The organism is Komagataeibacter saccharivorans, assembly GCF_003207825.1.
Classification (GTDB): Bacteria; Pseudomonadota; Alphaproteobacteria; order Acetobacterales; family Acetobacteraceae; genus Komagataeibacter; species Komagataeibacter saccharivorans.
In genome coordinates this window covers 23,067-42,998 of the sequence record NZ_NKTY01000026.1, presented here as the reverse complement: position 1 = coordinate 42,998, position 19,932 = coordinate 23,067, and the positions used below count along the sequence as shown (strand labels likewise).

Annotated in this window: 20 protein-coding genes and 1 pseudogene; 14 read left to right on the top strand and 7 right to left on the bottom strand. The window is 61.2% G+C overall.

The features are described from left to right. The 11 genes and pseudogenes from CFR79_RS13050 to CFR79_RS13000 form a co-directional block, all read left to right on the top strand. Nucleotides 1–94 (top strand): annotated as a pseudogene (locus CFR79_RS13050) (DUF736 domain-containing protein); the annotation flags it as partial. 342 nt (nt 95–436) lie between these two features. Further along, the gene (locus tag CFR79_RS15955; protein ID WP_181417440.1) at nt 437–574 is read left to right on the top strand and encodes a hypothetical protein; all 138 of its coding nucleotides are present in this window, start codon (nt 437–439) and stop codon (nt 572–574) included. A gap of 317 nt (nt 575–891) precedes the next feature. Further along, nucleotides 892–1,110, top strand: a complete 219-nt coding sequence (locus CFR79_RS15950; protein ID WP_181417439.1) for a transcriptional regulator domain-containing protein — start codon at nt 892–894, stop codon at nt 1,108–1,110. Between the two features lie 58 nt (nt 1,111–1,168). Continuing rightward, nucleotides 1,169–1,702, top strand: a complete 534-nt coding sequence (locus tag CFR79_RS13035; RefSeq protein ID WP_181417438.1) for a DUF2285 domain-containing protein — start codon at nt 1,169–1,171, stop codon at nt 1,700–1,702. Between the two features lie 127 nt (nt 1,703–1,829). Beyond that, nucleotides 1,830–2,105 carry a helix-turn-helix transcriptional regulator gene (locus CFR79_RS13030; protein WP_110548184.1) on the top strand — a complete coding sequence of 92 codons (276 nt, stop codon included), beginning with the start codon at nt 1,830–1,832 and terminating at the stop codon, nt 2,103–2,105. Next, nucleotides 2,102–2,905: a replication initiator protein A gene (locus tag CFR79_RS13025; protein ID WP_110548183.1), complete on the top strand. Its 804-nt coding sequence runs from the start codon at nt 2,102–2,104 to the stop codon at nt 2,903–2,905. Before CFR79_RS13030 ends, CFR79_RS13025 begins: the two co-directional genes overlap by 4 nt. A gap of 349 nt (nt 2,906–3,254) precedes the next feature. Then, the gene (locus CFR79_RS13020; RefSeq protein WP_110548190.1) at nt 3,255–3,731 is read left to right on the top strand and encodes a DUF2840 domain-containing protein; all 477 of its coding nucleotides are present in this window, start codon (nt 3,255–3,257) and stop codon (nt 3,729–3,731) included. Next, nucleotides 3,728–4,285, top strand: a complete 558-nt coding sequence (locus CFR79_RS13015) for a S26 family signal peptidase (protein WP_110548189.1) — start codon at nt 3,728–3,730, stop codon at nt 4,283–4,285. The genes CFR79_RS13020 and CFR79_RS13015 overlap by 4 nt, the downstream gene beginning before the upstream one ends. A gap of 1 nt (nt 4,286) precedes the next feature. Then, entirely contained in the window at nt 4,287–4,628 is a 342-nt protein-coding gene (locus tag CFR79_RS13010) for a DUF736 domain-containing protein (RefSeq protein WP_110548182.1), read from the top strand. After that, nucleotides 4,625–5,329 (top strand): lytic transglycosylase domain-containing protein, encoded by a 705-nt coding sequence (locus CFR79_RS13005; protein WP_110548181.1) that lies wholly within the window; start codon nt 4,625–4,627, stop codon nt 5,327–5,329. Before CFR79_RS13010 ends, CFR79_RS13005 begins: the two co-directional genes overlap by 4 nt. A 228-nt stretch (nt 5,330–5,557) precedes the next feature. After that, entirely contained in the window at nt 5,558–7,300 is a 1,743-nt protein-coding gene (locus CFR79_RS13000) for a relaxase/mobilization nuclease domain-containing protein (protein ID WP_110548180.1), read from the top strand. 26 nt (nt 7,301–7,326) lie between these two features. On the opposite strand, the gene CFR79_RS12995 is transcribed toward CFR79_RS13000, so the two are convergent. The 7 genes from CFR79_RS12995 to CFR79_RS12965 form a co-directional block, all read right to left on the bottom strand. Then, a complete protein-coding gene (locus CFR79_RS12995) occupies nt 7,327–10,590 on the bottom strand; it encodes an efflux RND transporter permease subunit (RefSeq protein WP_110548179.1) in 3,264 nt (1,087 codons plus the stop codon). A 93-nt stretch (nt 10,591–10,683) separates the two neighbouring features. Beyond that, a complete protein-coding gene (locus tag CFR79_RS12990) occupies nt 10,684–11,205 on the bottom strand; it encodes a Fur family transcriptional regulator (protein ID WP_110548178.1) in 522 nt (173 codons plus the stop codon). A gap of 45 nt (nt 11,206–11,250) precedes the next feature. Next, a complete protein-coding gene (locus tag CFR79_RS12985; protein ID WP_110548177.1) occupies nt 11,251–12,132 on the bottom strand; it encodes an energy transducer TonB family protein in 882 nt (293 codons plus the stop codon). Then, a complete protein-coding gene (gene exbD, locus CFR79_RS12980) occupies nt 12,129–12,599 on the bottom strand; it encodes a TonB system transport protein ExbD (protein WP_110548176.1) in 471 nt (156 codons plus the stop codon). Before exbD ends, CFR79_RS12985 begins: the two co-directional genes overlap by 4 nt. Nucleotides 12,600–12,604: 5 nt before the next feature. After that, nucleotides 12,605–13,345, bottom strand: a complete 741-nt coding sequence (gene exbB, locus CFR79_RS12975) for a tonB-system energizer ExbB (RefSeq protein ID WP_110548175.1) — start codon at nt 13,343–13,345, stop codon at nt 12,605–12,607. Then, nucleotides 13,342–13,596, bottom strand: a complete 255-nt coding sequence (locus CFR79_RS12970; protein WP_110548188.1) for a hypothetical protein — start codon at nt 13,594–13,596, stop codon at nt 13,342–13,344. Before CFR79_RS12970 ends, exbB begins: the two co-directional genes overlap by 4 nt. After that, nucleotides 13,596–14,831, bottom strand: coding sequence for a PepSY-associated TM helix domain-containing protein (locus CFR79_RS12965; RefSeq protein ID WP_110548174.1), 1,236 nt, complete (start codon nt 14,829–14,831; stop codon nt 13,596–13,598). The genes CFR79_RS12970 and CFR79_RS12965 overlap by 1 nt, the downstream gene beginning before the upstream one ends. 453 nt (nt 14,832–15,284) lie before the next feature. Here CFR79_RS12965 and CFR79_RS12960 point away from each other — a divergent pair, with 453 nt between their 5' ends. The 3 genes from CFR79_RS12960 to CFR79_RS12950 all read left to right on the top strand — a co-directional run bounded on the left by CFR79_RS12960 (nt 15,285) and on the right by CFR79_RS12950 (nt 19,784). Then, a complete protein-coding gene (locus CFR79_RS12960) occupies nt 15,285–15,791 on the top strand; it encodes an RNA polymerase sigma factor (RefSeq protein WP_110548173.1) in 507 nt (168 codons plus the stop codon). Nucleotides 15,792–15,921: 130 nt separating this feature from the next. Then, on the top strand, nt 15,922–16,893 hold the full coding sequence (locus CFR79_RS12955) for a FecR family protein (protein ID WP_181417437.1): 972 nt from the start codon (nt 15,922–15,924) through the stop codon (nt 16,891–16,893). A 404-nt stretch (nt 16,894–17,297) separates the two neighbouring features. Continuing rightward, on the top strand, nt 17,298–19,784 hold the full coding sequence (locus tag CFR79_RS12950) for a TonB-dependent siderophore receptor (RefSeq protein ID WP_258373593.1): 2,487 nt from the start codon (nt 17,298–17,300) through the stop codon (nt 19,782–19,784). Nucleotides 19,785–19,932 lie beyond the last annotated feature (148 nt).

The window sequence follows — 19,932 nt, the reverse complement described above, 5'->3', positions numbered from 1 at the left end:
CGCCGCCCCGATCTTCGCCAACCTGTTCACCGACGAGGAAGGCGAGGGTTACTCCCTCATCTGGACCCGGCCCCGCAGCCGGAACGGGGACTGAACCTCCCACACCCAACCCCGCCCGGTCTCTCCGGGCGGGGCCTTCTCGGTTTTCTTTTCCCACGTGCTTTTCCGGGCACGGGCGGCAGCGCTGGTCGCCCGACGTGGAAGGCAGGAGGAACAGAGGCTTTCCCTCAGTCTTCCCATTGTACCATGCGCGAGGGCGAACCGCGTCAAGGACGCGTGGTCCCCCCAATTTTGCCCGGCGCACCCGTGCCGGGCGCACCGAACAAAATCGGCTCCCCCACGCGCCGGCGAACCGGTCGCCTGCGGCGATCCCTGACCCGGTCCACCCCGGCATGAGCCGTCCGTCCTGTCTTCAAGAAACGAAAGGAGCAGGACGATGATCACCCGACACGACCACATCCAGATGCTGCGCGCCGAACTGACCAGCTTTCACCTGAGCCGCCGTGAGCGCCGGCAGATCGAGCGCGAACTCAAAGAAGCGCTTGCCCGACGCGATGCCGAGCCCCCCGTCTGACGGGGGGCTTCCGGTTTTCGGGGCCAGACCTGTCGGTCAGCCAGAACGGGCATGATCATGCATCACGACCCTGTCAGAATGCACTGGTGCGGTGTGGTACCGACCTTTTTGGCGATACGGTCTCGTTGAGCCCCGTACTCCTTTTTCATCGCGATAACCGCAGCCATCGCCGAGGCTCCCATGCCCCGGAAGGCAGCGTTATGCGTCATTTCTGTTGCGGTTGTGCATCGTAATGCCAATGCACCGCCTTTCTCGCGGTATCTCCCTCCGTCTCTCGCCAGGCCGGTAATTCTGCCTACAGATGGGAGGAGTCCGTCATGGTCGAGCATCCGGAATGGCACGATCCGCAGTTCCGCGAGAATCTGCGTCTCCTTGATGGCCCCGGACTGGCGCAGGAACTGCTGCGACATATCCCTGCTTATGTGACCGGATACCGCCATATTCGCCAGCAGCTCGATACACTCACGGATCTCCGGGCACGCTATGAACTGGTGGGCGGTTTCGCTCACCACTGGGGGTTATCCTGTTCCGGCTGATCCGGATGTTCCCGCATGGATTCAGCCCGCATTATGGAGCCCTGAAGCCTATCCAGGTGTGACAATTCTTGTCGAGGCCCCGGAGGGTTTTCATGTTCGCACGATCCCGGAGCACCTCCTGCACGGGGCATCCCCGACGGAACAGCAACCCGGTATCCTTGTTGTTATCGTCTCTCCCGATGACGGTGGCCATCATCTGCAGATACGGGGGCGCGCGGCCTCTGCCCGTCCGGCCGCGCTCATTCCTCTGGATGGAGCCGAGGAAATTCGTATTGCGCAGCTACGGCGTTTTCTGAAACGCCTCACCGGCACATCTGTTCCCGGCCTGCCGCGCTCGCTCTCGCTGCCGCCTTACCACGTCTGGCGGATGGCCGATGTCATCTGCGCGTATGCCGGGCGTATGGCCGGGGCCTCGCAGCGTGAGATCGGTCGGGTTCTGGATCCGTCTGTCCGCACCATGAATGCCCGACAGTGGGATACATCGTCCCAGCGTGCGCGTGTCGGACGCCTGCTGAAGCGGGCTGCACGTCTCGCTGACCGACGTGAATATGTCTCCCTCCTGCGACCGGGCCGTTTCCGCCTGCGGGCCTGATCCCCCACCAGTTCTGACGCCGGAACAGGACCGTACGCGCATAGGGGCGATCGTTTTTCGCACGTCTCCCTCACGACAATTATTGCCGAAGCTCCGCGTGGTTACGCCCGAAATGACGGAGGCCGACATGACGCTCTCACATCCACGTCAGGACAGTTTCCTGCGCGAGCAGCTCCTCACCACGCCGCAGGCAGCCCATAAGCTTAACATCTCGCCACGCACGCTGGAACGCTATCGGTGTCGTGGCAGTGGCCCGATCTTTCGCAAGATGGGCGGGCGCGTGCTCTACCACGTCGATGATATCCGCGTGTGGGTCGAGAATGTGGCCTGCCGCTCCACGTCCGAGACGGCCTACGAGGTCGCCCGCATGCTTGGCAGCCGCAAGCACGGGAGGGGGCCATGATGTCCTTTCCCGTATCGCGGGCCGTTACGCCATGCCTGCTGATCGATCTCATGTCGTGGCCGTTCTTCAGCCTCAGCAAATCGCCGCGGCATGTGCCGGTCAGCTTTCGCATGGGCCACGTTACCATGCACGTGACCGGGCGGGATGACAGTCCCATGGCGACGATCTGGGATGCGGACATCCTGATCTGGGCCGTCTCGACCCTGGTGGCAGCCCGGCGCCGGGGACAGCCTCTGTCGCCGCACGTCCGGGGCAGCATGCGCGATGTCCTGCGCTTTCTCGACCGGGGCGAGACGTCCGCCCGTTACGCACGGCTGCGGGCGGGACTGGAACGGCTGGCTGGAACCCGTGTCACGACATCCCTGCGCCAGACCCGCGAAGGCGCGCTCGGGTTTTCGTGGGTTGTCGCCTGGCAGGAACGACGGGGCGAACTCGATCTTATCCTCCCGCAATGGTTGTGCGATGCGGTCGGCCGCCGCGCGGTTCTGGACCTTGATCCGCGCTATTTCGCGCTGACCGGTGGCTTCGAGCGCTGGCTCTACCTTCTCGTGCGGCGGCATGCCGGTCGCCAGAAAGATGGCTGGGCCTTTGACCTGCCGCATCTGCACGAGAAATCGGCCTCGCGCTCGCCCTATCCCCGCTTCGTCTTCGAGATCCGTCGCCTTGTTACCGCCGATAGTCTGCCTGGCTATCGGCTGCGACTGGAGGCGTCGTCGGGGGACGTTCCGGTGCTCCATTTCGTGCCTGCCTCAGAAACTTATTCACATGATTTTGTGGATAACTATGTGGAGGACTCGTGATGCCATTCGGCCTATCAGGAATCGATTTCCCGGCCTATCGGGAATGGGATGTTGCTTTAATCAATTGTTATAAAAGGGGAAAATCGCGCTCTCTAAGAGTACTAAATAGTATAACTATTCAGTACTTGTACACCGCGCCGGGGCGCGCGCGTGAGTTCTCGATTACCACAAAAAGCGACGGATTTAGCTCGACATTTCCCGACAGTCCTGCGCCGCGTCCCGACTTTTTGCGAGCAGGCGCTCTGCTCGGGAAGCGACGCGCGTGTGGCGGCACGCGGTTCATCGTGATGCAGCGGGACTGCTGTCAGAGCGCAACCACCATCCGTCCTCCTGTCGCGGGAGAATGCCCATGAACCACGCATCTCGCGAGGTGATGACGCATCTCGAACCGACCTGGCTGGAGAAGCGCATCGAACAGTGGCTGCGCTTCGGTCATGCGCTGGAAACGCAACCGATCGATCGGTATCGCCGCCGTCTGTGTTTCGCGCCGGGCACGGTGTTCGCCCTGCTGCGCTGGACACAGGCGGATTGCGGGGCGGCAGCCTGTTGCATCGATATCGTGCGGGCACCCCATGCGGGTGAGCCACGGGAACGCCTGCCGTTCGTGCCGACGGGTGCGGACCGTCTGCTGCATCGTAGCGGCTGGGCCGAGGTCCGGACAGTTCTTGCTGTCATCGACGCGCTGGAACGGCGCCGGATCAATCCCGTGCATGTCTGTCCATCCTACTGGCAGCAGCTTGCCAACGGTCTGCAGGAACGCGGCATCGTGCCGTCCTACACGACCGCACGGCATGAAGCCTGGCTATGTGGGAGGACCACGCCATGACGCGCCGGGGCTGGTTTTTTATCACGTATTTCGCAGCGCTGGGCATCGGGTTGTCGATGACGCTGCATCCGGCACCACGCCTGATCTGGAATGCCACGGCCAGTGTGCCGGTAGGTCTGTATCGCCTGCACCCCGAACGCAGGGCGCATGTCGGGGAACTGGTGGCGCTCCGTCTGCCCGAACGCGATGCGGACAGGCTGGCTCGTGGTGGTTATCTGCCGCGCGGCGTACCGCTGCTCAAACCGGTGGCAGCAACTGGCGGTCAGACGGTCTGTCGCACGGGAAGCCATATCACGGTCGATGGACTGGGGGCCGGTGAGGCGCTGACCATTGATCATCGCGGGCGTCCACTGCCTGTCTGGCAGGGCTGTCACCGTCTCGGTGTGCAGGAAATCTTCGTCATGAATGCGCGCGAACCCCGCAGTCTGGACAGTCGGTATTTCGGTCCCCTGTCGGTCAGCAGCGTCATCGGGCGTGCGACACCGCTATGGGTTGCCGCAGATTCCATGTCTGCCACGGGCTTTTCTCCTCCACGTTTTTCGCAGGATCACTGACATGGCCCAGATCGGACTCTTCACGCGCACGGCTGAAGGTTTTTCCGGACGCCTGCGCACGCTCTCGCTGGATGCCGAACTGACACTGGTGCGCATCGAGACGCCGGAGGGTGGTAACGCGCCCGATTATCGTATCCATCTCGGTGATGGTAGCGACGGCCCGGAAGTCGGTGCAGGCTGGACACGTACCGGCGAACGGGCTGGCGAATACATCGTCGTGGTCCTTGATGACCCCTCTCTGGCACAGGGCGTACGCGCGACCCTGTTCCAGTCGGGTCGGGGCGGACGGGTCTGGCAACTCGTCTGGAGCCGCCCGCAGAAACGTCAGGGAGCACGCGAATGATGCGCCTGACTGCACGAACAGGGCGAAGGTTCAGCCACTCCAGCGGGCGATTTCGTTCCCTGCTGGTCCGGCTGTGCCGCATGGGACTGGGGGCGTCGCTGGTGTTTCTGGCGCGCCCCGCCTGTGCGCAGGATATCGACGGGCTGATCCGGCAGGCCGCCCTGCGTGTCGCCCTGCCGCCGGAATGGATCCGTGCGGTGATGCAGGTGGAAAGCGGCCGGGATATCCATGTGATTTCAGCAAAGGGCGCGATGGGCCTCATGCAGATCATGCCCGCGACATGGCAGGGGCTGCGGCGTGATCTTGGCCTCGGAACTGATCCTTTCGATCCCCACGACAACATCCTTGCCGGTGCCAGTTATCTTCGAATGCTGCACGACCATTATGGGGACGTAGGTTTTCTGGCCGCATACAATGCCGGTCCGGGGCGCTACGAGGCCCATCTTGCGACGGGTCAGCCCCTGCCACGGGAGACACGGGATTACGTCGCGTCTGTCGTGCGACTGTTGAATGGGCACACGTTTCCTGCGGAAGTCCCGCACGATACCGGCGTGACCGTTGTGCGGGATCAACCGGACGAGACGCTGTTTGCCGGGCACATCATATGGCGTGCGTCCGGGCCTTTCCCACATGCCCCGGACGCACTGGCAGACACATCGCAGGCGTTGTTCGTCCCTGTCTCGATGGAGCGGGCACCATGACCGGATACGTGCGCGATCCGGTGCAGCGGAGGCATGAGAAGGCAGGGAAACGGCGATTGTCCTGGGGATCGGGTCTCTGGGGCTTAGCGCAAGATAAAAGCCGCAAGGTGCGGCATGGTTGGGGAGGGCAGTTTTTCAGGGTTTTTCACAAGGTCATTTTGCCGCCCCAAGGTTTCAGGCGGTCTGATTGTCCTGTTTTCAATATGTTAGCGCAAGGTGCGGTTCGTCATGGCCCGTGATGATGATTTTCGGGTCCGGCCCGGCCGCATTCGCTCGAACCGTGCCCGTCAGGGACGGTCTTTCATCGGGCGCGTGCTGGCCGCGACCAATCGGGCCGGGGGCATGGGGCGTCCGGGATCAGCACATGGACGCAAGGGGCCATCCACCTTCGGGCGGGGCAGGGGAGCGGCCGCCCGCGCCAACCGCCTCCTGTCGCGGCGCACCCGGCTTGCCATCGTCAAGGCGCGGGTGGTTCGCCACGGCGCACGGGCCACGCTGCGTGCCCATTTGTCCTATCTTCAGCGCGAAGGGGTGACGAAGGATGGCGAGAAGGCCCGGCTGTTCGGGGCCGAGCGTGATCACGTGCCTGCGCGCGAATTTGCCGAGCGGTGCCAGGATGACCGGCACCATTTCCGCTTCATCATCGGACCGGAGGATGCTGTGGACATGGCGGACCTGAAAACCTTCACGCGGGAATTGATGACGCAGGCCGAGCAGGATCTCGGCACGCGTCTGGACTGGGTGGCGGTCAGTCACTGGAATACCGACAACCCGCATGTCCATGTCATCGTGCGCGGCAAGGATCAGGCGGGCGAGGATCTGGTCATCTCGAAGGATTATATCCGCGAAGGTTTACGTGCCCGTGCCCAGAACCTTGTCACGCTCGAACTCGGGACGCGCACTGAAAATGAAATCCGCCGGAACGTGGAGCGCCAGATCGAGGCCGAACGCTGGACCCAACTGGACTGGCAGTTGCAGCAGGATGCCGATCAGCGGGGCATCATCGATCTGGCGCCGTCTCTCGACCGGCAGCCTGACGCGTTCGCGGTCATGAAAGTCGGACGGCTGCGGTGTCTGGAGCGCATGGGCCTCGCCCATGAGGTCCGTGCCGGACAATGGCGGCTGGATGAGACGGCGGAGGTCACCTTGCGCGAGATGGGCCAGCGCAATGACATCATCAAACGCATCCATCGCGGTCTGAGTGAGCAGGGGATCGAACGGGCCTCGGCGTCATGGGTTCTGTCCGGGGAGGAACTGACTGAGCCCGTGATCGGGCGTCTGGTGGCGCGCGGTCTGGATGATGAGTTGCAAGGGAACGCCTATGCCGTAATCGATGGCGTGGACGGGCGCACGCATCATGTCCATCTGCCGTCGCTGGAGGCTGCCGGGGATGTCCCGCCTGGTGGTCTGGTTGAATTACGGAACTGTGCGGATGGCAAGGGTCATCGACGGGCCACACTTGCCGTGCGTTCCGATCTGTCGATCAGTGAACAGGTGCAGGCACGCGGCGCAACATGGCTGGACCGCCAGCTTGTCGCCCGTGATCCGGTGGTGCTGGGCGAGGCGGGTTTTGGGGCGGAGGTCCGCGACGCCCTGCGCCAGCGCAGTGCCCATCTGGTCGAGCAGGGACTGGCGCGACGCGATGGCGAGAAGACCGTCTATCCGCGCGGGATAATTGCCACGCTCCGGGAAAGGGAGGTCGATGAACTGGCCCAGCGGCTGGGAGCGGAGCAGGGGCTTGCCCATCAGCCGTCCGATGCTGGCGAGTATGTATCAGGGATCTATCGCCAGCGTTTCGTAATGGCATCCGGTCGGATGGCAATGATCGATAACGGACTTGGCTTTCAGCTGGTGCCGTGGACGCCTTCGCTGGAAAAACAGCGGGGCAGGGAAGTCTCGGGGATCGCCCGTGATGATGGCGGTGTCGACTGGTCGTTCGGGAGACGGCGGGATCAGGGGCTGGAAATCTGACGCCACCTGTTTACGGGAGCGGACGCTCAGGTTTGACCTGTCCGGACCCATCGCAGTTTCAGGCGCTGCAGGTGATCGGCACACCGTGCCACCACCAGATAGAGCGCTGGCGTGGTGAACATGGTCTGGGCCTGGCTGACGAGTAAGCCGCCGATCAGCGCAATGCCCAGCGGCTGGCGCAGTTCCATCCCGTAGCCGCCCATCAGTACCAGCGGCAACGCGCCGAGGGCCGCGGCAAAGGTGGTCATGACAATCGGGCGCAGCCGCAGCAGACACGCCTCGCGGATGGCGTCCCGTGGTGTCATGCCGCGCTCGCGTTCGGCATGGATGGCGAAATCCACCAGCAGGATGGCGTTTTTCAGCGAGATGCCGGTGAGCAGCAGCATGGCGATCACCGCCATGCCCGAGAACGGCAGGCCGAACAGGTCGAGCGCGACCACTGCCCCGATCCCGGCCGAGGGAATGGTGGAAAGAATGGTGAGCGGATGCCACACGCTTTCATAGAGCATCCCCAATGTCAGATAAACGGCGAGCACAGCGCCGATAATCAGGATCTCGCTGTCATGGGTGCTTTTGCCGACGTCCCCTTCATCGCTCTGCAGTTCACCGTTGATGGTCTCCGGCAGATGCAGGCTGCGCCACTCCTGATCGATGATCGCCTGCGCCTGTGACAGGCTGACGCCGGGCGCAAGTTCCAGCGCCAGCGAGGCGGAACTGGCGTAACCGATATGGGTCACGGCCACCGGGTCGAGGCTGGGGGTGATCCGGGCCACGACCGATAGTGGCACCAGCGTTTCCGCCCCGGTCGCTACAGCCGAACCGGTTGAAGCATTCGCCCCGCCCGCCAGAGAATTGGCGATCTGGTTTCTGAATGCCGTGGCACTCGTGGAGGCCGTGGTGCTGGCTGTCGCCGATGTCACCACCCGGATGGTGTTGGACGCCGAACTGCCCGAGGCGGATCCACCGGACGGGCTGACCCAGAACTGCTTCAGGATCTCCGGATCGCGCTGGAAGCGGTTTTCCACGGTCAGAACCACATTGTACTGGCCGTGCGTCGTGTAGACGACCGAGGCCGTGGTCTGGCCCAGCGCGTCCGACAGGGTATTGCCGATCACCTGCGGCGTGACACCGACACGGGCAGCGGTATCGCGGTCGATCGCCAGCGTGATGCCCTGTCCCGGTGGATCGACGTCCGGGTCCACATCCGCGAACTCCGGGTGGTGACGCAGGGCTTTCGCCAGCCTGCGTGTCGCCGGTCCGAGCAGCCGGTCATCCTCGCTGCGCAGGATGTAGCTGACTCCGCTGCTGTTCGAGCCCACCCGCATCATGATGTTGCCGGGCGCCTGGGCATGATATTCGGCGTGAATGTCCCTGCCCATCCGGGCCACGACCCGGGCCGCTACTTCCGTTCCCGAGGCCCGCCCGGTGGACAGGTCGCGCAGGGTTGCGAACACCATGCCGTGGCTGGAGCCTTCGCCCGTATCCAGATAGGCGATCACATGCGTAACGGCAGGATCCTCCAGCAGCATCCTGCTGAACCGCTCCAGCCGCTCTTTGGTCTGGGCAAGAGAACTGCCGCTGCCGCGCGACCCGCCCGAGACAATGCCGATATCCTGACGCGGGAACACGACCTTTGGCATACGCAGAAACAGAAAACCGGTCGCCAGCAGGGTCAGCGGCAGCAGCAACACGGCTTTGCCGGGATGGCTCAGGCAGACTTCCAGGGTGCGTCGATACAGACTGCCTCTGTGTTTTTCATGATCCAGAAAATCTGCGACATCCACTTCTGGATCCACGGCGGTTCTGTTTTCGGCAAAGCGCATGCACAGCGCCGTCAGACACGGTGTGACCACGCAGGACAGGACCAGCGACACCGTCACGGCGATCCCCACCGTCCCGGCAAACTCCCGGAACAGCCGTCCCGTCAGGCCCGAGGCCAGCCCGATCGGCAGGAACACCGCCAGCACCGAGACGGTGATGGACAGCAGCGTAAAGGCCACCTCGCTCGCCCCGGCAATGGCGGCCTCGTCAACGGACAGGCCCCGTTCACGCATGCGGATGATGTTCTCGATCACCACGATGGCGTCATCGACCACCAGCCCCGTCACCACCGTCAGCGCCATAAGCGAGAGATTGTCCAGACCGAAGCCAGCCAGACGCATCGGCCCGAGGCTGGCGATCAGGCAGCACGGCACGACGATCGCGGCGGCCACCGAGGCGGTCCACGAGCGCAGGAACACCCAGACCACAGCCAGCGCCAGAAAGCAGGCGGCAAGGAGTGTCACCAGCGTATGATGCAGTGAGGACCGGATCACCGCCGAGCCATCCCGCGCCACGGCAATATCCGCACCGGTCGGCATCAGCGTGCGCAGTTGCGGCAGGCGGGCCTTCACCGCATCGACAATGCCCACCAGATTGGCCCCCGGCTGGGCACGCACCATCAGCGTCAGCGCGGGTTTTCCGTCAAAGAAGGCGGCGGCATTCACGTCCTGCATGCTGTCGGTGACAGTGGCGACATCCCGCAGCCGGATGGGTCGACCATTCTTGTAGGCGATCACCAGATCCCGGTAGGCCTCGGCGTGTTCAGCCTGATCGTTGACCGCCAGCTGGAAACGCCGGTCCCCCATGTCGATCACGCCCTTTGGCGTATGGGCATTGGCCGAAGCCAGCGCCGCGCGCAGGTTCTCGAACCCCATGCCGTATTTGAAGAACAGCAGCGGGTTCATCTCCACCCGCACGGCGGGCGCGGAACTGCCCATGAGCGTCACATCGCCCACACCCGGCACCTGCAGCAGCATCGGCCGCAGGGTGGTGTTCACCAGATCATACAGTTTCGCCATGGACTGCATGCCCGGTGTCACGGCAAGGATCAGCACCGGTGTCGCATTAGGATTGGCGCGGCGATATTGCGGGTCCGATCCCGGCGTAGTCGGCAGGTCACGTCGCGCGGCCCGGATCGCCGCTTCCACGTCCCGCGCCGAGCCATTGAGGTCACGCCCCAGTTCAAACCCCAGCGAGATGGAGGTCTGTCCCCGCGTGGAGGTGGACTGCATCTGCGTCACACCGGCGATATTGCCCAGATGCCGCTCCAGCGGGGCGGCCACGGTGCGGGCCATGATTTCGGGCGAGCCGCCTGCGTTGGAGTCCGAGACCGAAATCACCGGCAGGTCCACATCGGGCAGGTCCGAGACCGGGAGACGGGGCAGCGCCATCAGCCCGGACAGCACGGCGGAGAACAGCAGCAGGAGGGTCGCCACCGGGCGACGGACGAACCAGGCGATGAATTTCAAGGAAGATGTCCCGTCCCTGCGGGAGGGCTCACTCTATAAGACGATCGGCCGCCACGTTTTTTCAGCAGCCGGATGAAAAAAATGCGTCAGCGCTCAGCGGATGTCCGCGTCGCCTGTGGCCGGGACCGGTGTTACGGTGATGGCGGCGGCCTGCGCGGCCAGTCCGTGCTCGGCTGCGGCCCGGCGCAGCAGGGCGGCGACTTCCGGCATCCGGCAGGGAATCTTCCGCCCCGTGCCCGCCTCGACAAAGGTGACGGCCAGCCTGCCCCTGCGTTCGGGTGCGATGCTGTAATGCCACAGCCGGTCGGGCGAGACATCGCGGCGCAGGATGTCGCGGGCGACGAGCAGGTTCAGGTTACGCTGGATCGAACCCTGCGACGGGGCGTGCCCATGCTCCATGATCCGGCACAGCGTTTTCCAGATTTCCACTGCCGTCGCGCGGGGTCCGGCTTCCAGAAGACCGTGAAACAGGATGCGCCGCAGATCGGTCATCTTGATGCCGACTTCCTCGCTCCGTTCTTCCAGCCTGCGCACGGCGCTGTGGCTGGCGCCCATGCCGGGGCGGATCTGGTTCAGGGCGGGCGGAGAACGGCGATGTTCGGAGAAGGCGAGCATGGTTTTGATCCTGTCACGATCAGAGATGAGGAAACGGCGAAAACCTCAGTTTCCACCGGCATGGATGTAGAACTCGACGGGGACCGTCAGGGTAATGGGATCCCCCGCGACGCTGTCCGGCGGGACCGGCAGCGGCTGCGCGCGTTTGGGCAGCGCCACCGCCTCCTGATCCAGCAGTGGATGGCCGGAAGAGCTGGCGAGTGTCACCGAAAGCACGTGCCCTTTACGGTCCATGGAGAAGGTTACGGTGGGCACACCTTCCTGATGGTCGGCCATGGCGTCGGACGGATAGCGCTTGAACTTCTCAAGCTGGGCCAGCAGCGCGCCCTGCCAGGTGACCGGGTCGTGCGACGCCTTCGACGATGAGGCGCCTGGAGCCGGGGCCGCCTGCGTGGGGGCCGGAGGCGCTTCCGAGGATGGCGGTGCGGTCGTGGCTTCAGCGGGCGGCGTCTTGTCCGGGATGGGCTTTTTCAGTTGCGGGACCGGCTTGCTCTTTTTGACGATCTTGCGCGGTTTTTCCGGTTTGGGCACCGGGACCGGCGGATTGGGCGCGGGCGATGGCGGCGCGGTGATTTTCGGCGGCTCGACCGGGGCCGGATCGGGGATGGACTGGGTCTGTTTGGGTCCGATTGGCGCATCCGTCGGCGGTGTGGGCGTCGAGACTGGTTCCGGGGCCATGTCGATGGCGATCGCGGCAGGCGGCGGTTCGGGCACGGCCATCACTGGCGGCGGCAGGCGCATGACCCACCACACCGCCCCGCTACTGACCGCCAGCACGGCAAGGAAGGACAGGCCCCAGCGGATGGCGTCGTGCCGCCGGGTCAGACGGGCCTGCCCCCTCTGCCAGTCGGCGAAGGACGGCGGAGCCGTATCCGGCGTCACGCCAGCAGGCTGTGTCGTCCCCGCCATGTCAGCCGTGCCGCTCACGGTGTCGCTCCGGACACCGACGGCACAGGCGTTGAGCCTGCCTCGCTGCCTTCTTCCTGTCCCTGCAGGTTGACGAGCGCGACCTTGAGATAACCAGCAGACCGCAGCTTATCCATCACGCCCATCAGCGTGCCGTAATCGACGGTCTTGTCGGCACGCAGGAATATCCGCTCGTCCTTGTTGCCTTTCGTCGCGGTTTCCAGCGCTCCGGGAAGCGCATCGGTGCTGATGTCGTCTTCCCCCAGCGCCAGACCATGATCGGCCTTGACGGTGAGGAACACGGGATCATCGGGGCGCGGCGTCGGCTTCTCGGTCGAGGACGGCAGGTCGACCGGCACGTTCACCGTGGTCAGCGGGGCGGTGACCATGAAGATCACCAGCAGCACCAGCATCACGTCGATGAACGGCGTGACGTTGATCTCGCTCGCCTCATGCGGGTTCTCATCGTTATGACGGATGCGGATCATGCCGCTTACTCCCCGGCAACCGAGCGGCTGTCGCGCGATGCGCCAAGCCGCACCACCTGTCCGCTGGCGGTCAGGGCCTGCATGTGCCCGAGATCACGCGAGACAAGCCGCATGACCAGTGCGGTGAGGTCCGCCACCTGCGCGCGGCACGAGGCGGTCTGGCGGGCGAGATGATTGTAGATCACCACGGCCGGGATGGCGGCCACCAGACCCAACGCCGTTGCCAGCAGGGCCTCGGCGATGCCGGGGGCGACAACGGCAAGGCTGGTGGCCTTGCTCGCCGCAATGCCGGTGAACGAGGTCATGATGCCCCAGACCGTGCCGAACAGACCGATGAAGGGCGAGGTCGCGCCAATGGTCGCCAGCACGCCGGTGCCGCGCAGCAACCTGCGGCCCTCGGCGGCCTCAAGGCGTTCGAGATGCAGGACGATGCGCTCCTTCAGGCCCTCGCCGTCATCGGGAATGTCGGCAGAGCGTTTGCGTTCCGTCTCGACCGCCATGACCAGCGTGTGGGCGATCGACGAGTTCCCGCGCGTCCATTCCTCGCCAAGATCCAGCGTATTGGCGTCTTCCAGCGACTTTTCGGCCTTCTGGAGCTTGAGGCGCACGCGCAGCAGTTCGACCGACTTGGCGATGAAGATCGTCCAGGTCAGCAGCGAAGCCGCGGCCAGCAGGATCATGACGCAGCGAACGACGGGACCGGCATTAAGGAACATATCCCACGGGGAGAACGAGATCGGGGTCATGACTGACCTCCTTTGAAAGACGGCGTACGGCGCCAGGCCCGGATCAGGCAGGCGACCGTGACGATGAGGGGAATGGAAAGGGCCGCCCAGGACAGGGCCAGCCAGATACCGTGCTGGCCCAGCAGGGCGGACAGCAGGCCAAAGGTGGTGAGCAGCCCCAGTGCGATCGGCCATGGCCAGACGGCGACGGAAGAACGTGATGCCGAAACAGGAGGAAATGGCATGGGTTTTTCGGGAGAGACGGCGTTCATCATGCGCGCTCCGCCAAAGCAGGCACGCCGTCCGTATCGTCCAGATCGTAACCCAGCGCCCGCAGCCGGGCATCGGTGGCGATCTTCCGCTTGCCCGCCCACAGCACCAGACCGCTGACCAGCACGCCGATCACCACCACATCCAGCAGCGCCCACAGGATACGCAGCGGCATGCCGCCATAATCACCGAAATGCAGCGGGCGGGAGATTTCGAGGAAACGCAGATACCAGGGCATCGGATACGCCCCGGTCAGTTCTCCCGTGCGGGCATCGACCAGAACCGGCGTGAACAGCCGTGCCCGCAACGGTGTCGCGCCTCGGGTCCAGAGCACGTAATGCACCGGGCTGCCGAAGGAGGCACCAGGGAAGGACAGTCCCGTCACCTCATTACCGGGGGCTGCCCTGGCCGCCGTGTCGAACGCGGTCTGCACGGACGACAGATGGTCCTGCAACGGCACCGGCAGGTTGGCGTAAGGTTTCAGGATCTGGCGCACGTCCGTCACACGCCACAGGCCGAAGAGCGGCGTCTGGAGTTCATTGACCAGCCCGGTAAAGCCCACCACCGTCGCCCAGACCAGTGTGGCGGCCCCCAGCAGGTTATGCAGGTCCAGCCATGTCAGGCGCGACGCGCGATCCCGCCGGACGGAACCGAACGGCAGGCGCTTCATGAAGCGGCCGTACAGAACCGTGCCGGAGATCAGGGAGGCCACGAAGACACCGCCCATAAGGCCAAGAAATAGGCGGCCGGGCAGTCCCGCAAAGAGGCTGGTATGCAGCCGGTTACAGGTGCTCATGATGATACCGGTCCAGGTGCGCGGCTCCCTGGGGGCATCCGCCGGACGGGATTGCTCCAGTACCTTCGCCGTGCGGGCGTCGAACTTGATCCAGTGGCCGGAATGGCGGTCGGGATAGGTCTCGTCGTCCTTCAGGGCCTGCCAGCTTGGAGCCATGGAGACCAGTACCGCCGGTTCATCGTCGTCCGGATTCACATTGGTGATGATCTGCCCCGGATACAGCGCCCGCGCTTTTTCCACGATGACATCGAGGCTGGCGTTGGGCGTTCCGGGCGGGAGAACTTCATACGGCGGGTCATCGTCGCCGACGAAAATGTCCCAGATCTGCTCGGAGAACAGGAGCGGCAGACCGGTCACGCACACGGTCAGCAGGAACAGCGTGCAGACCAGGCTCGTCCATTTATGGACCACAAACCAGCGGCGAAGGGTGCGGGTCGTCATGGCACAAACGCGCCGACGGATACCGCTGGTCTGTTACTCTTGAGGGAATAAGAATAACACTGAATCGCAACTGAATGGCGGAAAGATGGGCAACCGTGCTGCATGTGAACTCTCCCTGCGTGCCCGGAACACGCAGTCGGCGACGGCGTCCGGAATGAAAACGGGGCGAACCCCTGCTGGAAGTATGGATGCCTGGCGTTGCCATTTTTTCAGAAAAAAGAGCGATAAATGACAGACACGTGATATGCGGTTTTCGAGGGACTTGCGTCTTACCCGCAGAAAACAGCCTTTCTTCGAGCGCAGGTATCCCGTTCATCGGTCATCGCTGAACCACGGCGAAACCGGCGGTCTGCTGCAAAATCTTGCGGAAAGCAGGGCCATGTGCCATCACAATTGCGAATCCTTCTTAATTTCTGAATGCTGGCGTCGTGATGGCATCGGGAACCACCTGTCTTGAAGTCCAAACATCCGTCTCTTGAGCTTTACGAGGCTCACCGTCCCGGCCTTCTGTCCTACGCACGCCAACTGTCGGGCGACAGTGTGCTGGCGGAAGACATCGTGCAGGATGCGTGGGTGCTTTTTGCACGGCAGTCCGCGAGCACGATTGCCTCGCCCGGCAGTTACCTGCGGACCATCGTTCGCAATCTTCTGATGACCCGTGCCCGCCGTACAAAAATCGAACGGATGAGCGAGGCGGATTTTGACGTCGTCACAGCGACCGTCCCCGATGATGCGGCATCACCCGAAGAAACCGTAGCGGCCCGTGAAACGATGATGCGTGTGATGGATGCGCTGGATGTCATGCCCGAGCGACAGGCGGAGGCCATTCGCATGTATCATTTTGAAGGGATGAAATTGCGGGAAGTTGCTGCCGTGCTGGGTGTGTCCATTCCGATGGTGCATGGCCTGATCACCGAAGGGCTGGCAATCTGCAACCGGATACGCAAGGAAGGGCAGTAGGCCTCGGTGGATTTGAATTATTTTCTGAAAAACCGGGGATGCCGCGCATCTTATCGGTATGACCCTGCGATCCTGCCTGCTGCGTTCCTCCCGGCTTGTCTCTCCGATTCCGGGACAGGAGAGGCGCGGCATGACTGAGTCCCGCAGTCCCGATGAGGCAGCCGCAGGCTGGCATATCTATCTTCGTGAGGAGCCGGACGATCCCGAATTGCGCCGACAGTTCGAGGCATGGCTCCAGAAAAGCCCGTTGCACCGGCAGGCCTGGGCGGAAATTAACGAGACGCTGGGCGTGCTCGATTTAGCCCCACCGGAGCGTAAAAGGCGGAGCAGCACCCGCAGAAGGTTTCGGGGTATGCCGGCGAACGATCGTACTGGCCAACGAAAGGCAAAGATCGCCGCAGTTGCAGGTGTGGCCATGGCCGCCTGTCTGGCTGCCTTCATGTTCGTGCCCGACCTGTCCCTGCGCCTGCGGGCGGACCATTACACGCAGGCAGGCGCGACGCAGGACATTCATCTGGCTGACGGCAGTGATATCATTCTGGCGCCGCGTTCCGCGCTTGCCGTGCATATGACGGCTCATGAGCGTCGGATCAATCTGCTGCGCGGCGAAGCGTATTTCGTGGTGCATCATGATGCCAGTCGGCCGTTTACCGTAATTGCCGGACCGGTGACGACGACGGATATTGGCACGATGTTCGATGCCCGGACGGATGGCGACGAGACATCCGTGGCCGTGCGGGAAGGGGCCGTGCATGTGTCCGCAAAGGGAGATATCGGCCTGGAGCGCGACCTTCATGCCGGGGATCGTGTCGATGTCAGAGGCACTCAGGTCATATCCGACACGCAGGCACCCGAGACCATCGGGCTCTGGCGTGACGGCATGCTGGTGGCACAGGACAATACCATCGCTGACATGGTGGCAGCGCTCCAGCCCTGGACCAGCACGCGGATCATCGTCGCGCATGACACACTGGCAGCACGTAAGGTCAGCGGTTCCTACGACCTGCGTCATCCGGAAACGTCGCTGCAACTGATCGTGCATCCCTATGGGGCGAAGGTCATGTCCGTAACGCCCTGGTTTGCACTCGTGACGGGGCGCTGAGGCCGTCTGGCGATCAGGCTTTTCGTCGCTCGTAAGGTGCTCTCACAGATATTCATTTAGATCAGCAGAGACGGCAGGAGCGTGACACGCTTCTGATCGCCAGCAAATCTCCGTTGCAGGAGGATAGCTCTGGCTGGGAGCGTGTGCCGAGATGCGGGATCTGATGTCAGAAAAATGGAAACCTCATGAAATAAAAAATCATTATAAAACAGTATGATAGCATGCATCACGCAAAAAAAATTAAAAAATCTGAAATTTTTTCCGAAAAAACGGCCCTCCCGTGCATCTCACTTACCATGCCCATTGAATGCAAATGAATTGCATTAAAAACTGAGATGACAGGAAGAGCCGCGCCCATGCATTCGTCAGGATTTCTGAGGAGACCGATTGCCGCATCGGTCCTGATGCTCGCCACCACCACCGCGCTGACATCCTTTGTCCCGACAGGCGCGCGGGCAGAGACGGCACAGACCCAGCCGAAATTCAGCTTCAATATTCCTGCTGGATCGCTGTCCAGTGCGCTGGTGTCGTTCAGTGCCCAGTCCCACATTCAGGTGACATCGCAGGCACCGACATTGGCGGGTCACACCACCACTGGGCTACGCGGGCAGTTTACGTCCAGTGAGGCGCTTGCCCATCTTTTGCAGGGAAGTGGGTTGTCATATCAGTCGTTGGGAGAGCGTGCTTTCCAGATCGTTCCAGCACAGAAAGCGGCCAATATCACGCTTGGCCCCGTTCGTGTTGGGGGGAGCTTTGACCCTCATCAAGCTGCAATAGGGCCTGGGAACGGCTACGTTGCAACCTATACCGACGCAGGAACAAAGACCGATACGCCGCTATGGGAAATTCCCAGCTCTGTTTACGTAATCACCAAGCAGGAAATTCAGGACCAGCAGGCACAAAACATCCAAGAGGCACTGCGGTACATGCCAGGTGTATATTCTGAGCAAACTGGTACCGGAAACAACGGAAACGCAGGTACATCTGGCGGAGGATTTATGCAACGCGGTTTTCAATCCACGCAATATGTTGACGGGATTCAATCCAACTCTATGTCCGCCGGCGAAACTGCTTTTGTCGAGCGCGTGGAAGCCCTGAATGGCCCTGCATCAGTTATGTACGGGCAGACGGGACCTGGAGGTATCATAGCAACACGCTTAAAACAGCCGACTGACACACCTATTCGAAATGTCTCTGTGGGGTTCGGAAATTGGGGTCGCTACGAAGCAACCTTTGACGTCAGTGACAAGATCACCAAATCGGGAAATCTGAAATATCGTATTGCGGGGATAGGTGTTACTCAAGGAACACAAACAGACTACGTTAATTACAAGAGGGTTGGAATTCTCCCCTCCATAAAATGGGATATTGATAATAAGACAAGTATCACCCTTCTGGGTAGCTATGTGTACACACCTGATAGTGGCTTCTATGGGACAGGTTATCCGCTGATCGGCACATTGGTGCCGGGCAAAGGAGGTTATCTACCTCGAAGCCGTTTTCTAGGAGAGCCTGCGAATAATGAATTTAATACATCGGAAGCGCGATTTGAATATCAGTTCTCCCATAAATTCAACAAGCATTTCGAATTTCAGCAGACATTTATGTATGAAAGTTCAACAGCAAAATACAATTCCCTAAGTGGAGGAAGCCTAGATAGCGATGGTTCTACATATACCAGAACAGGAAATTCAGCATCGCAGCCAAGTAGAACTATTGGTTTAGATAGCAAGGTAATCGGTCATTTCTCGTCCGGTCCAATTGACCACACATTTGTAGCTGGTATGGACTTCCGTCAGGTTAAAGTCGAACAAAATATTTATTATGATCTAAGTGCATCATCAATAGATATTTGGAATCCTCAATATGGATGGTCCCCCAATTATAGCTTGTCTGGCTCCGACATGGTTACAAATCAGGATATGTTCCAGACATTAAACCAGAAAGGCATATATTTTCAGGATCAGATGAAGTTTCACAAGCTTACTGTTACGCTCGGGGGGCGACAGGACTGGTATGGTTATGATTCAATCGTTTATGCCCAGCGCCACATTGGTGCAACAAATGTTGCACGGCATGTAAGTGCCGAGCATAATGAACCGGCTTCCGCATTTACATGGCGAGCTGGATTTACCTACAACTTCGATTTTGGACTGACACCATATTTCAGTTACGCAACGTCATTCATGCCGCAGGTCGGATATTTTTCCGCAGATGGAAAGCTGTTCAAGCCTAACCAGGGAGATCAGTTTGAAGCGGGATTAAAATATTTAATCCCACATTCTGATATTTTCCTTACAGCAGCCGCGTATCACATCAAAGAAGATCACTACGCAATCACCGATACAGTCAATCCAGGCTATCAGGTTGATGCGGGAACTGTTGTGTCGAAAGGGGTTGAATTATCTGCCCATGCGAACATTACGAAAGATCTGCATCTAACTGCGTCATATAGCTTTAATGATACACGCGTTGCAAAAAGCGATACGGTTGAAGACCGCACAGATATCTATGGCAACGTCCTGGGTGAGGTCTCTGAAAAAGGAAAATATATTTCTGGCCTGCCGCGCAATATGGTGAACATGTTTATTGACTATACCCCGCCTGCCAGAATTCTTCATGGATTTGGCGTTAACTTTGGCGTCCGATATATTGGCATGACCTATGCAGATAACGCTAACTCTTTCAAGGCCCCGGCTTATACCCTGTTTGATGTTGGTGCCCATTACGATTTTTCTGCGCTGACACCAGCGCTCAAGGGGTTGAAAGCGCAGTTGGCCATGTCAAATCTGACGAATAAACGATACGTTACATCGTGCTCTGGCGGTGGTGGTGCCTGCTATTATGGGCAGGGCCAACGGATATACGGAAACCTTTCGTATAGTTGGTAAAATTTCCCCACCCCGAACTACAGCACCTTTTGCCTATTAGTTTCAGTACTTTGCCTCTCGTCTCCATGTCAAAGTCGAGGGGCAGCCTCACTGCAATTTCCGTGGGGCAAGCCATGCCAAAGTCGTGATAAGGCACAGTGCAAAATGC